This window comes from Kribbella sp. NPDC020701 (assembly GCF_055562215.1).
On record NZ_JBVHFT010000044.1, the window covers coordinates 1 to 12,838 of the forward strand.

14 protein-coding genes and 1 pseudogene are annotated in these 12,838 nt (G+C 67.0%); 8 read left to right on the forward strand and 7 right to left on the reverse strand.

The genetic code is table 11. The features are described from left to right. Positions 1-411: 411 nt before the first annotated feature. The gene (locus ACZ3HV_RS44030) at positions 412-663 is read left to right on the forward strand and encodes a hypothetical protein (protein ID WP_465693822.1); all 252 of its coding nucleotides are present in this window, start codon (positions 412-414) and stop codon (positions 661-663) included. Continuing rightward, the gene (locus tag ACZ3HV_RS44035; RefSeq protein ID WP_465693824.1) at positions 660-1,268 is read left to right on the forward strand and encodes an MFS transporter; all 609 of its coding nucleotides are present in this window, start codon (positions 660-662) and stop codon (positions 1,266-1,268) included. The genes ACZ3HV_RS44030 and ACZ3HV_RS44035 overlap by 4 nt, the downstream gene beginning before the upstream one ends. Positions 1,269-1,283: 15 nt before the next feature. Here the strand turns inward: ACZ3HV_RS44035 and ACZ3HV_RS44040 are convergent, their stop codons facing one another. The 3 genes from ACZ3HV_RS44040 to ACZ3HV_RS44050 form a co-directional block, all read right to left on the reverse strand. Then, positions 1,284-1,985, reverse strand: a complete 702-nt coding sequence (locus ACZ3HV_RS44040; protein WP_465693825.1) for a GAF and ANTAR domain-containing protein — start codon at positions 1,983-1,985, stop codon at positions 1,284-1,286. After that, complete coding sequence (locus ACZ3HV_RS44045) at positions 1,985-2,704, reverse strand: ANTAR domain-containing protein (RefSeq protein WP_465693827.1); 720 nt, start codon at positions 2,702-2,704, stop codon at positions 1,985-1,987. The genes ACZ3HV_RS44040 and ACZ3HV_RS44045 overlap by 1 nt, the downstream gene beginning before the upstream one ends. Positions 2,705-2,890: 186 nt before the next feature. Next, a complete protein-coding gene (locus ACZ3HV_RS44050; protein WP_465693828.1) occupies positions 2,891-3,157 on the reverse strand; it encodes a hypothetical protein in 267 nt (88 codons plus the stop codon). A gap of 929 nt (positions 3,158-4,086) precedes the next feature. Between ACZ3HV_RS44050 and ACZ3HV_RS44055 the strand changes: the two genes are divergently transcribed. From ACZ3HV_RS44055 to ACZ3HV_RS44065, 3 genes are all read left to right on the forward strand, one after another. Further along, complete coding sequence (locus ACZ3HV_RS44055) at positions 4,087-4,404, forward strand: MerR family transcriptional regulator (protein ID WP_465693829.1); 318 nt, start codon at positions 4,087-4,089, stop codon at positions 4,402-4,404. A 66-nt stretch (positions 4,405-4,470) separates the two neighbouring features. Then, positions 4,471-5,163, forward strand: coding sequence for a GAF and ANTAR domain-containing protein (locus ACZ3HV_RS44060; protein WP_465693831.1), 693 nt, complete (start codon positions 4,471-4,473; stop codon positions 5,161-5,163). A 40-nt stretch (positions 5,164-5,203) separates the two neighbouring features. Next, positions 5,204-5,392: an ANTAR domain-containing protein gene (locus tag ACZ3HV_RS44065; protein WP_465693837.1), complete on the forward strand. Its 189-nt coding sequence runs from the start codon at positions 5,204-5,206 to the stop codon at positions 5,390-5,392. Here ACZ3HV_RS44065 and ACZ3HV_RS44070 read toward each other — a convergent pair. Genes ACZ3HV_RS44070 through ACZ3HV_RS44080 form a run of 3 tightly spaced genes read right to left on the reverse strand, consistent with a single transcriptional unit; the run spans position 5,389 to position 10,576 of the window. After that, complete coding sequence (locus tag ACZ3HV_RS44070) at positions 5,389-6,420, reverse strand: acetate/propionate family kinase (protein ID WP_465693838.1); 1,032 nt, start codon at positions 6,418-6,420, stop codon at positions 5,389-5,391. The genes ACZ3HV_RS44065 and ACZ3HV_RS44070 overlap by 4 nt on opposite strands. Continuing rightward, entirely contained in the window at positions 6,408-8,774 is a 2,367-nt protein-coding gene (locus ACZ3HV_RS44075; RefSeq protein ID WP_465693839.1) for a phosphoketolase family protein, read from the reverse strand. Before ACZ3HV_RS44075 ends, ACZ3HV_RS44070 begins: the two co-directional genes overlap by 13 nt. Positions 8,775-8,776: 2 nt before the next feature. Then, positions 8,777-10,576, reverse strand: a complete 1,800-nt coding sequence (locus ACZ3HV_RS44080) for a thiamine pyrophosphate-requiring protein (protein WP_465693832.1) — start codon at positions 10,574-10,576, stop codon at positions 8,777-8,779. 121 nt (positions 10,577-10,697) lie between these two features. Here ACZ3HV_RS44080 and ACZ3HV_RS44085 point away from each other — a divergent pair, with 121 nt between their 5' ends. From ACZ3HV_RS44085 to ACZ3HV_RS44095, 3 genes are read left to right on the forward strand one after another with little or no spacing between them, the layout of a single operon-like run. Then, a complete protein-coding gene (locus ACZ3HV_RS44085; RefSeq protein ID WP_465693833.1) occupies positions 10,698-11,663 on the forward strand; it encodes a TIGR03557 family F420-dependent LLM class oxidoreductase in 966 nt (321 codons plus the stop codon). Between the two features lie 53 nt (positions 11,664-11,716). Next, positions 11,717-11,890 carry a hypothetical protein gene (locus ACZ3HV_RS44090; RefSeq protein WP_465693834.1) on the forward strand — a complete coding sequence of 58 codons (174 nt, stop codon included), beginning with the start codon at positions 11,717-11,719 and terminating at the stop codon, positions 11,888-11,890. Between the two features lie 46 nt (positions 11,891-11,936). Then, positions 11,937-12,290 (forward strand): hypothetical protein, encoded by a 354-nt coding sequence (locus ACZ3HV_RS44095; RefSeq protein WP_465693836.1) that lies wholly within the window; start codon positions 11,937-11,939, stop codon positions 12,288-12,290. A gap of 117 nt (positions 12,291-12,407) precedes the next feature. On the opposite strand, the pseudogene ACZ3HV_RS44100 reads toward ACZ3HV_RS44095, so the two are convergent. Then, positions 12,408-12,783 (reverse strand): annotated as a pseudogene (locus ACZ3HV_RS44100) (DUF6766 family protein); the annotation flags it as partial. Between the last annotated feature and the right edge of the window lie 55 nt (positions 12,784-12,838).

The window sequence follows — 12,838 nt, forward strand, 5'->3', positions numbered from 1 at the left end:
GACCAAGAGGACCAAGACCGGTGATGCTCACTCACACCTCCAGGTGGTCCCATGCTCGTGGCAACGAGGTGGTCCCATCACGCTGGCAAGCGACAGACAGTCGCCCCCTCCCGTGCGGGCACCTGCTCGCCTGTCCGGCACCAGCACCCTCACCAACTCCTCACGGCGGAGCCGCGGATCCCTCGACCAACCACCGTCCCATCACCGCTCCGCCATACCCACTCAACGCCCGGCCCACCCACACTGCGCACCCACTGCGACCTGCAAGACGACCTGGGTCCGGCCCGCCACCAGACTGACTCCGGTGGTCAGCGAGGCGCGGCGAGCATGAACTATCCGCCACTCGTCGTGTGATCGGCCCTCGCGCCAAATGCGACTGCACGCACCAAGGGAGGATGAGACCGGCATGGCGTGCGAGATGTAGCCGCCGATCGCGAGCGCTACAACATCCGAAGCGAAGGCCTTCTCGGCGCCTCTCCCCCAAACCTCGCCTTCACCCAAACGCGACATCGCTCAAGCCTCACCAACCTGATCCGCGAGGCAGGACCGGCCCTCTTCGCGCTCGTACTGCGGACCCGGATGCCCGAGTCACCACGCTGGCTGATGCGGCAAGGACGGTACGCCGACACGCGGACGCCCTCGGCAAGCTCGGCGTCGACGTGAGCGCCGAACAGATCGAGCACAACGCCCGGGCCGTCGAGGAACAGGAACGGACAGCAGGCAAGGGGAAACCGCTGTGGACCCGGGGGGTCAAGCAGGCCCTGGTCGTGGTCTCGGTGTTCTTCGTCTTCCAGCAGATCACCGGCATCAACCTCACCTTCTACTACGGCCCCAAGCTGATGCAGCCGTACCTGCAGACCGGTGACGACGACGTCAAGGCGGCCATCGCCGCGGTCGCCTTCACCGACGACATCACCCGGGTCGTGCTGATCCTGGTCGCACTGGACATCTCCATCGCCGCGTTCGCGATCGGTGTCGGCGGAACCGGCTGGCTGATCCAGGGCGAGTACTTCCCGACCGCGGTGCGCGGCCGGACCGCAGCAATCGCCGCCTCGGCCGACTGGATCGCAACCTTCGCGCTGATCCTGCTGGTGCCGACGCTGCTGAGCGGTTTCGGACTGGCCTGGTTGATGGTGCTCGTCGCGGTGCTGTCCGCGATCGCGGTCGTGTCGTGGTCGCGTACCTGCCGGAGACCAAGCAACTGTCGGTGGAGGAGATCACCGAGATCTTCGAACGTCAGTCCACCAGCTGAAGGAGGACGCAGGTAGCACTGATCGCTGGTGTCAGGGGCGGCGTTGTGCTTGCTCGATGATCGCGGTCGCGGCCTCGGTCAGGGTGGAGCCGCTCCGGACAGCGCGCTGGACGAGGAGTTGGTATGCGGTGGCCACGTCGATGCCCGCGCTCTCGGCCAGGACACCTTTGGCTTGCTCGACGACGGTCCGTCCGCCCAGCACGGCGCGGACGCGCTCGTCGAGCTCGCCGCTGGTGACGACAACTGGCTGGACGATGACGACAGTTGCGATGTCGGCGAAGGCCTGTGTCAGCTGCAGGCTCTCGTCGTCGGCTGTCTCCACGCTGGTGTGGAAGGCGTTCATGGCACCGATGAGTCGGCCGTGCCAACGCAGAGGGACTGCGTGGACGGCATGAAACCCGGCAGCGACGATCGCTTCGCCGACCTTGCCCCAGCGCGCGGTCACCTCGGCGGGTGACCGCACCGACTGCCGTGCCCCGTCGCGTGCCGCGTCGACACACGGGCCGGTGTCGTGTTGGAGCTGGTACAGCTCGAGCTCGACGGCCTGATGTGAGGTCGCGCTCAGGACCTCCAACCGGCCGTGGCCGTCCTTCACCAGCAGCCCGATCGCGCCTGCGTTGGTCAGTCCGGAGCAGTCGTCCAGGAGACGGAACAGGATGTCGGCGACGTCGTCTTGCTGAACGATGGCCGCGGCAGCGTCAATGAACGCCTGAGAAGCAGTGGTGGCAGACATTAGCTCTCGCTTTCGACGTCATGTTCGGCGTCATCTGAGAATCGCAGCCGTCGGCTGGTGATCTGTTCGGCGACCTCGGCCAGGGTGATGCTGTGGGTGAAAGCATGCGCTCGCATCAGCGCCATCGCGTCGGTGGGACTGATGCGGAGCTGCATCAGCACCATTCCCGTCGCCTGGTGGATCTGCGCCCGGGTCGACCACGGCCCGGGGTCGAGATCGGACCCGACCGGCGGTGGCGGATCCTTGATGAGCGCGGCGCCGATCGCATCGGCCAGGAATTGCGCGTGGTCACCGTCCGGCAGCTGGCCGGCGCTCTGGTGAACAGTGAGTACGCCGATCGTGTGCTGACCGGGCCGCATCGGTACGGCGTACACGGTGCGGACGCCGGGCACCTCGCGGGCAGCGTCGGTGAACAACGGCCATCGGCCGCGGTCGACGCGCAGATCGGTCGTCATGGCGGTCTCAGCCTCGTAGGCAGCGGGGCCTGGGCCCTCGCCCAGCACCTCCTGGAGGTCTTCCAGCCGCGCCGCCGCGTCATCGGTGGCGCACAGCGTCACCCGGCTCGGCTCGGTGTAGGACAGGGTGATCGCCGCTCCGTCCCCACCCACGATCGCCAGATACGCGCGGCATAGACGGGTCTCCAGCGGCTGATCCGGACCGTACTCGGCGATCTGCCTCGCCAGCCGCGCCAGCAGCGTGGTCCTATCCACCTGATCCATCTACTCATCCCCGAACGCAGTTGGTAGCCTCGCCACACACCGGTCCAGGCACCGAAGCGGATGATTCCACCCTCGCAGATTCCGCAGCCGAATGCACCCGAGACGCAGGCAGCGGGCCGGTCCGCGGCCGCTGGAAGCGAATTGCGAACCTCATTGGTCCCGGAAGCAGCTCGGGCCGGCGGCGTCTCAGCCGCTGGTGTCGGACAAGAAGCGCCGCGGATCGCCGTCGGCGCTGGCGGGCGAGGCCAGCCAGGCGCGCACCCCATCCGGATCACGTCGCTCGAGCTCGTCGAGACAGCGCTGCCGAGCCATCACCACGCGAAGAGGCGCCGCGTGCGAAGACGCGCGACTCAGTTCGCCGTAGCTCTCCAGCCATTGCCTGCACAGATCGCTCGTGCTGGCGGTTGCCAGCGAGAACGCTGACCTCCGGTGGTCCCAGCTGAGCCTCCGCATGTACCACCTGATCGCAGCCGGGGAGCTGCCCACCACGAGCGGAAGGGCGACAACACCCGCTGATGTACCCAGTGCGATCCAGAGTCCTGAGATCGCGCGCCAGATCCATCGATAAGTCCGCATGTCCGCTCGCTACCCGTGATGGCCTGGCTGGGAGCGCTCGCAGGGCGGGCACAGCCTGGTCGTCGGGATCCCGACCAGCCGGTGCACGGGGATCGTCCGCCCCCAGAACTCGCAGGCTCCGAAAGTGGGTTTGGAGAGGCGGAGGAGTGCGGCGTCGATCTCCGCCAACGCCCGTATGGCGCCGGCCGTCAGCGTGGCTCGGACTTCTTCATGAGCCATCGAGCACGGTGCGTCGGCCTCGTAGGACAGGCTGATCAGTTGCTCGAGCCTGAACTGCCGCTCGTGCTCGAGTTCGTGACGGGAACCACGTCACGTCCAGGGACAGGTCACCCGGCAGCACCTGATCCGAAACGACCATCGACCCAATCTCCTCGTCGTGCAGCGCGCCTGTCAGGTACCCAGCCGAAACCAGGTCAATTCGCGCCGTGGCAGCTGCGAGGCCCTGCGCCGGACCCGCGGACTTGCTGGCACACATCGTCGACAGGCCCGGCGCCTACCGGAGGATGCGGGCCTCCGGTGCGCGTAGACCCGCAGTCAGAAACGGCCTGCCCGCCACGCTCGTCGCGCCACACCCCGGCTGCATTCGGCGCCGAACCTGTCATGGACTTCTCGTAATATCTATGGTGGCAAACATAGACATTACCGATCGACCGATATAGTCTTCCTGATGCTGACAGAGAAGAACATCGAAGCTGACGTAGACAGTTACAGCGTTGCCAATTCACGACCCTCGGCGCCGGTGTGAACGCACCGGGGCTAATCGGCACGGAGGCTCGATGACCCCAGATCCACACGGAGAGACTTCGATGAGTTCAGATCCGGCAGCCGGGCCGGCCAGTTTCGACGATGACGACTACCCCGCGTTCACCATGGGTCGGGCAGCCGACATGCTCGGCACCACGCCGGGGTTCCTACGGAGCCTGGACGAGGCAAAACTGATCACCCCACAGCGTTCCGACGGCGGTCACCGCCGCTACTCGCGTTACCAACTGCGTCTCGCGGCCAGGGCCCGTGAGCTCGTCGACCAAGGCACCGCGCTCGAGGCGGCCTGCCGAATCATCATCTTGGAAGATCAGCTCGCAGAAGCCCTGCGTATCAATGAACAGATGCGAGACCAGAGCTAGCACGGCATCGGCGGGGTTCGGCCGCCCGAGTGCATCACCACAACCACATCCCGCTTGGAGACCGAGATGGCCCTGTCAGAGCCCCCCGAGGTGTTCGACGCCGGTATGTTCGCGCAGTTCGCGCTGGAGTTACACGACGCTGCCGGGGTGGACGAGACCCTGGAGGCAGTGGTGCAGTTCGCGTTACAGGCAACCAACTGCACGCATGCCGGCGTCGCGCTCTTAGCTCGCGGTGGCCGCGCAGAGGTCGGGGCGCTCACCGATCCGGTCGCTGAGACGTTGTATCGGATCCAGATCGAGGCCGACCAGGGTCCGATGCTGACCGCGTTGTCCGGCGACACGATCACCATTCCCGATGTCGCGACCGACGACCGCTGGCCGCGCTGGCAGACCGCGGCCGCGAACGCCGGGATCGGAAGTGCGCTACAGGTCCCGATGAAGGTCAGCGATCACACGACCGGTGTCCTGTCGCTGTACAACGCCAAGCCGAAGGCGTTCTCGGCCGACGACGAAGCAATCGCGCATATTCTGGCCCGGCACGCCTCGGTCGCGGTTGCCACCGCCCGGCAGGAAGTATCCATGGCCCAAGCGGTTGATGCCCGCAAGCTGGTCGGACAGGCGATGGGAATCCTGATGGAACGCTTCGACATGAGCAGTGATCAGGCGTTCGCGGTCCTGCGGCGCTACTCCCAAGACACCAACACCAAGCTGCGCGATGTCGCCCAGCAGCTGATCGAGACCCGCAAACTTCCCCGCTGAGCGATCGTGTCTGGGTCTGCAGGAACAGCATGCGGTCGGCATACGTCCGCTTCTCAACGCCGTCGCCGGGCGGATGGTGATCGAACAGGCCATGGGTGTCCTGGCCGAGGCCGCCGCCACCGACATGGCGACGGCGTACCAGCTCCTAGTCCAACGGGCCCGCCGGACTCACGCCAGCCTGACCGACGCGGCGGTAGATAACACCCGGGAAGGCCAACGACGGCCCTAACCGAGGAGCTGCCGCGCCTGCGCTGCCATGGTGAGGTCCTCGCGGGCAGGTACGACGTAAGCGTCGACCGGCGATCCAGATGCGGTGATGACGTGGTCGCCGGCCTCGTTGGCCTTGGTGTCCAGGGTGATTCCGAGCCAGTCGAGCCGGCGGCAGGCCGCAGCGCGCACTGTCGGTGAGTGCTCGCCGGCACCGCCGGTGAACACCAACGCATCGACGCCTCCGAGCGAAGCGGCCATCCGGGCGATCTCACCGACGAGTCGCTGCAGGTAGACGTCGTACGCGAGCCGATAGCTGTCATCGCCGAGGCCGGCCAGGATGTCCTGCAGCTCGCCGGTCTCGCCGGTCAGCCCGAGCAGACCCGAGCGATGCTCCAGCGCATCCGCGATCTCTTCCGCCCCGAGTCCAGCGGTCGTCTGCAGCCACAGCAGCAGACCAGGATCCACGGAGCCCGAGCGCGTCGACATCACCAGCCCGTCGACCGGCGTGAACCCCATCGTGGTGTCCACCGACACGCCATCGTCGATCGCACACAACGACGCTCCCGCACCGAGGTGGCAGCTCACGATGCGGCGCGCGTCTACCGTGCGAGCGACGTACTCGTGCGACAACCCGTGGAAGCCGAACCTGCGCAGCCCGAACCGCTCCCGCCACTCCGCCGGCAGCGCGTACGTCGCCGCGGCCGCCGGGATACTGCGGTGGTACGACGTGTCGAAGCACGCCACCACCTGACGGCCGCCCCGGCGGGATGCCCGGATCAGGTCGAGCGCCCGGTGCTGGTGCAAAGGTGCCAACGGCACCAATTCCTCGATCGCCGCCTCCACCTCGTCGTCCACCACTACGGCGCCGCCGAACCGGGACCCACCGTGAACAACGCGATGCACGACCGCGCCCGCCTCCAGCTCCGGGAGCGCGTCGCCGGAACCGTCCCAGTCCGCGATCGACCGCTCGTCCTTCACCTCGTCGTCCGGCGACAGCACCCGCAGCTTCAGACTCGACGACCCCGCGTTGACGATCAGGAGGTCCATCGCCACTCACGAACCTCCGGCAGATCCTCGCCGTACTTGGTGACGTAGGCCCGGTGCCGCGTGCGCTGATCGGCGAAGAACTGCCGCGTCACCACGGCCCGCGTCCCGAGCGACGGCACCCGATCGATCACGTCAATCGCCAGGTGATAGCGGTCGAGGTTGTTCAGCACGACCATGTCGAACGGGGTGGTCGTCGTACCCTCCTCGACGTACCCGCGCACGTGCAGGTTGTCGTGGGCGTGCCGCCGATAGGTCAGGCGGTGGATCAGCCACGGATAGCCGTGGTAGGCGAAGATCACCGGCTTGTCGGTGGTGAACAGCGCGTCGAACTCCGCGTCCGGCAGCCCGTGCGGATGCTCGGTCGCGCCCTGCAGCCGCATCAGATCGACCACGTTGACCACCCGGATCCGCAGCTCGGGCAGGTGTTCACGCAGCAGGCTGACCGCGGCGAGCGTCTCCATCGTCGGTACGTCGCCCGCACACGCCATCACGACGTCCGGATCACCCTGGTCGTTGCTGGCGAAGTCCCACACACCGATCCCGCGCGCGCAATGCAGGGCGGCGGACTCCCAGTCCAGCCAGTTGGGCTGCGGTTGCTTGCCTGCGACAACGACGTTGACATAGTTCCGGGTCCGCAGGCAGTGGTCCATGGTGGACAGCAGCGTGTTCGCGTCCGGCGGCAGGTAGACCCGGACGACCTCCGCCTTCTTGTTCACCACGTGGTCGATGAACCCGGGGTCCTGGTGCGAGAACCCGTTGTGGTCCTGCCTCCACACGTGCGAAGTGAGCAGGTAGTTGAGCGACGGAACCGGACGCCGCCACTCCAGCCGGTTCGTCGTCTTCAGCCACTTCGCGTGCTGGTTCACCATCGAGTCGACGATGTGTACGAACGCCTCGTACGACGAGAACACGCCGTGCCGGCCGGTCAGCAGGTACCCCTCCAGCCAGCCTTGGCAGGTGTGCTCGCTGAGGATCTCGAACACCCGCCCATCCGGCGCGAGGTGTTCGTCGGTGTCCCGCCGGCCCGCCAGCCACGCCTTGTTCGTCACCTCGTAGACCGCGTTCAACCGGTTCGACTCGGTCTCGTCCGGCCCGAACAGCCGCAGATTGTCAACATTCTGATTGAAGACATCCCGCAAGTAGGCGCCGAAGACCTTCGTCGGCTCCCCGTCCTCGGCCCCGGGCGCCTTCACCGGTACGGCGTACTCCTCGGCGGGCGGCAGCTCCAGATCACGCGTGAGCAGCCCGCCGTTGGCGTGGGGCGACGACCCCATCCGCAGCTCCGGCCCGGGCGCCAGCTCGAGCAACCGCTCTACCGGCCGGCCCGTGTCGTCGAACAGCTCCTCCGGCCGGTAGCTGCGCAGCCAGGACTCCAACTGCCGCAGATGTTCCTCGTTCGTCCGTACGCCGGACAACGGGACCTGATGTGCTCGCCAGGTGTCCTCCACCGGCTCGCCGTCGACCGTGTGCGGACCGGTCCAGCCCTTCGGGGTCCGCAAAACGATCATCGGCCACGCGGCCCGGTCCGGTGGCTCGGCCGCCGACCGCGCCTCGGTCTGGATCTCGTCGATCCGGTCCATGCACGTGTCGAGGGCCGCCGCGAGCGCCTGATGCACCGTGGCCGGGTCGGAGCCCTCGACCAGGTACGGCTCGTGACCGTACCCGCGCAGCAGCGCCGTCAGCTCCTCGTCACCGATCCGCGCCAGCAGCGCCGGGTTGGCGATCTTGTAGCCGTTCAGGTGCAGGATCGGCAGAACCGCGCCGTCGCGCGCCGGATTGAGGAACTTGTTCGAGTGCCACGACGCCGCCAGCGGCCCGGTCTCCGCCTCACCGTCACCGATCACACACGCCACCACGAGATCCGGGTTGTCGGCGGCAGCGCCGTACGCGTGACTCAGCGAGTAGCCCAGCTCGCCGCCCTCGTTGATCGACCCGGGGACGTCGGCCGCCACGTGGCTCGGGACGCCGCCGGGGAACGAGAACTGCCTGAACAGCCGCGCCATCCCGTGCTCGTCCCGCGTGGTGTTCGGGTACGCCGAGGTCCAGCTCCCCTCGAGCCAGGTGTTGGCCACGATCGCCGGACCGCCATGACCAGGCCCGATCACCGACATCAGCCGGCGTCCCCGCTGCCGGATCACCCGATTCAGGTGGGCATAGATCAGATTCAGGCCAGGCGTCGTACCCCAATGCCCGAGCAGCCGCGGCTTGATGTGCTCCGGCCGCAGCGGCTCCCGCAGCAACGGATTCGCCAGCAGATAGATCTGCCCTACCGACAGGTAGTTGGCCGCTCGCCAGTAGGCATCGAGCCCCTCCAGTTCCTCGTCACTCAACGGACTGACGTCGACCTCTGGCATAGTCACCACGAATCTCCTCCTCGGCCGGGCAGGAACTCCTGGATCTTGGACTTCACGCCTTCCTTGATCACGTCGACGCGGTCGGAATCACTACGGACGATCGACTCCAGCGCCTTCTCCAGCTGGTCCCAGGTGGCGTGCGGCGGGATCGGCGGTACGGCGGGATCGGTCAGGAACTCGACCAGGCAGGGCCGGTCCGCGGCCAGCGCCTCCTCCCACGCCGGCGCTACTTCCTCGGGCTTGGCCGCCAGGACTCCCCTGAGTCCGAGACTGCGCGCGTAGTCGGCGTACGGGAAGTCCGGCAGCTCCTGCGACGGCAGGAACTGGGGTGAGCCGCCCATCGCGCGCAGCTCCCAGGTCACCTGGTTGAGGTCGTTGTTGTGCAGTACCGCGACGACGAGCCGGGGATCGTCCCAGTCCTGCCAGTACTTCGCGATCGTGATCAGCTCGTTGATGCCGTTCATCTGCATCGCACCGTCTCCGACCAGCGCGACACAGGGTCGCCCCAGTCGACCGAACTTCGCGCCGACCACGTACGGCACGCCCGGTCCCATCGTCGCCAGCGTCCCGGACAACGACCCACGCATGTCACCACGGAAGCGCAAGTGTCGCGCGTACCAGTTCGCCGCCGAACCCGAGTCGGCAGTGACGATCGCATCCTCGGGCAGCCGGGGCGAGAGCTCGTGGAAGACCAGCTCCGGATTCACCGGATCCGCCGACGTGCGGGCACGGCGCTCCATCACCTGCCACCAGCGGTCGACCTTGCTCTCGACATCCTCCCGCCAGGACCGGTCGGCCTTCGGCTCGAGCAGCGGAATCATCCGGCGCAGGGTCTTGGCGGCGTCCCCGACCAGGTTGACCTCGAACGGGTAGCGCAGCCCGATCATCGTCGGGTCCACATCGATTTGCACGGCTCGCGCCGCGCCGTACTCCGGCAGGAACTGGCTGTACGGGAAGTTCGACCCGATCACCAGCAGCGTGTCGCAATCTCGCATCAGCTCGTACGACGGCCGCGTGCCGAGCAACCCGATCGACCCGGTGACCCAGGAGTGCTCGTCGGACAGCACATCCTTGCCGAGCAAGGCCTTCGCGACCCCCGCACCGAGAAGGTCGGCGACCGCGATGACCTCCTCGCGGGCACCGCGCGCGCCCTGACCAACGAGGATCGCGACCTTCTCCCCCGCGTTCAGCAGGTCCGCGGCGCGATGCAGGTCGTGGTCGGCCGGCACCGGCGCCGCCCAGGTCAGGTCGAGACTCGACGGCACCATCTTGAACGCGTGCGCGGGAGCGACGTAGTCGAGTTCCTGGACATCGGCCGGCACCACCAGCGCCGTGACAGTACGCCGGGACGCCGCGATCCGGATCGCCCGATCCAAGACATTGGGCAACTGCTCCGGCACCATCACCTGCTGGCAGTACTCGCTCGCGACATCCTTGAACAAGGACATCAGATCCACTTCCTGCTGGTAGTTCCCACCCAGCGCCGACCGCGCCGTCTGGCCAACGATCGCGACCACCGGGACGTGGTCGAGCTTCGCGTCGTACAGGCCGTTCAGCAGGTGGATCGCGCCGGGACCGCTGGTCGCCGCACAGACCCCGACGCGGCCGGTGAACTTGGCATAGCCGACCGCTTCGAAAGCCGCCATCTCCTCGTGCCGCGCCTGCACGAACCGTGGCTCGTCACCGGCTCGCTCCCACGCCGACAACAGCCCGTTGATCCCGTCCCCGGCGTACCCGAAGACATGATCGACTCCCCAGTCCCGCAGCCTCTCCAGCATCACATCGGCGACCGTGCTAGTCATCGTGCCGCTTCCTTCCGTTGGCTCGGGTTCGTCCGGTGCCCGGTGCGCCGCACTTCATTCAGCGCGCATGGATCGCGCGCTTGCGGGCACCCGGCGGGCAAGCGAGTGATCGGAGGATCGTGTGAAGATCGGGTATTTCCTGTCCAGCGAGGAGTACACGCCGGCCGAGTTGCTCGAGCAGGCGCGGCTGGCCGAGGAGGCCGGGTTCGACGGGCTCTGGATCAGCGACCACTTCCATCCATGGAACGACGAGCAGGGGCAGAGCGCGTTCGTCTGGTCCGCCATCGGCGCGATCTCGCAGGTCTGTCAGCTGCCGGTCACGACCGCGGTCACCTGCCCGTCCGTGCGGATCCATCCCGCGATCATCGCGCAGGCGGCCGCGACCAGCGCCGTGCTGCTGAACGGGCGGTTCACCCTGGGCGTCGGAACCGGCGAGGCCCTGAACGAGCACGTACTCGGATCCGTGTGGCCGACTGTCGACGTACGGCTGGAGATGATCGAGGAAGCAGTCGAGATCATGCGCCGGTTGTGGACTGAGGAGGGGTTCGTCTCACACCACGGCAAGCACTACACGGTCGACACCGCCCGGATCTACACCCGGCCACAGCAGCCGCTGCCGATCTACATGTCCGGATTCGGGCCGGAGGCAACGGATGTGGCGGCGCGGATCGCGGACGGCTACATCACCACCAAGCCGGACGCCGAACTGCTGCAACGATTCCGCGACAACGGCGGCGGGAGCAAACCCGCACAGGCCGGGTTCAAGGTCAGCTACGCGCCGACCGAGGAGGAAGGCATCGAGCAGGCACACCGGATCTGGGGCAACTCGGGCCTGCCAGGCGAGCTGGCGCAGGTGCTCCCGTCACCCCGGCACTTCGAGCAGGCCAGCCAACTGGTCACCAAGGAATCGACCGCCCGATCCGTCGCCTGTGGATCCAAGGCCGACGTCCACGTCGACGCGTTCACGCCGTACGTCGAGGCCGGCTTCGACGAAATCTACGTCGCCAACATGGGACCCCACACGATCGACATGATGAACCTCTACCGCACCGAAGTACTCCCAGAACTCCACCACCGCGGCAACTGATCAGCCGTGGAGACTGCGTCATCGCCTGCCAACCACACCTGGAGGTCCATTCCATGAGCACCACACCCGTTCCGCCGGTCCCGCCGCTGCCGGACCCGCTCGACCCCGACCGCCCGTTCCCCGGCCAAGGCCGCCCCGAGGTCGATCCCGACACCACGCCGTACCCGGACCCTGAACCCGACCCCGACCCCGACGAGGATCCGGACGAGCAACTCCCCCGGGAGTGACGATGACACCACGAGGCCTCGACAACTCGCTCGAAGGGACATCACGGTGACAGTGAAGCTGAACAAGGTCGCGTTCGACCATGCCCTGGAGCTGGCGCGGAAAGCACAGACCGTCCTGGACGAGCGGGACGACTGGAGCGAGCACGCACCGACTGCCGACGAGGAGAACGCCTATCTCGAGAAGCACGGCTGGCGCGAGTACGGCCAGTGGTACCTCGGCATCGATACCGAAATGGACAACGAAACCAAGGGCCACTACAAGTTCCCGTACGGCGACTTCCGCCGGGTGCACCGGTGTGGCGTGATCAGCGCCGAGTCCCGCGCCGCCCAGAACCACTACGACGACATCACCGAGGCGATCGCGGACCTGCACGAACTGCTCGATGGCGACCACGCCTGACGTCCTCAACACGCTGACCCGCTTGGACAGGCCGTTCGCGTCAGTCCCCGGTCTGGTCGTTCGGTGCGTGAACGGCTTCGACTGCGACGACGAACGCTGACGCAGGTAGACCGAGCCGCCGATGATCGCCGCCACGACCAGGAACTCACTCTGCCAGTTCTGGAACGATTCGAACCAGAACTGCGACGTACGGACATACTGCCAGGCGGTGACAGCCTCGCCGCCGTGCAGCTGCTGATCCTCGGTGTACGCGCCGGCGCCTCACGGCGTGCAGCCAGAAAGACAACAGGAAGACGACCCCGAAGGCGATCGCCAGCGAGTTCTCGTACAGCCTCAGCACCAACGCCGAACCATGCCGCACCTGCCACGGAGCCTTGGGATCATCACGATGCACCCGCGGATCCACGTCCTGCTCCGCGGGCCCATCGATCGGCCGGGACTCCGCAGACCCCTTCTGCACCAGGAACGTCGTGAGCAGCACATACATCCCCATCTGCAAGAACTCCGACTCCCAGTTCTCGAAGACCGTCTCACCGAACGACGACGAC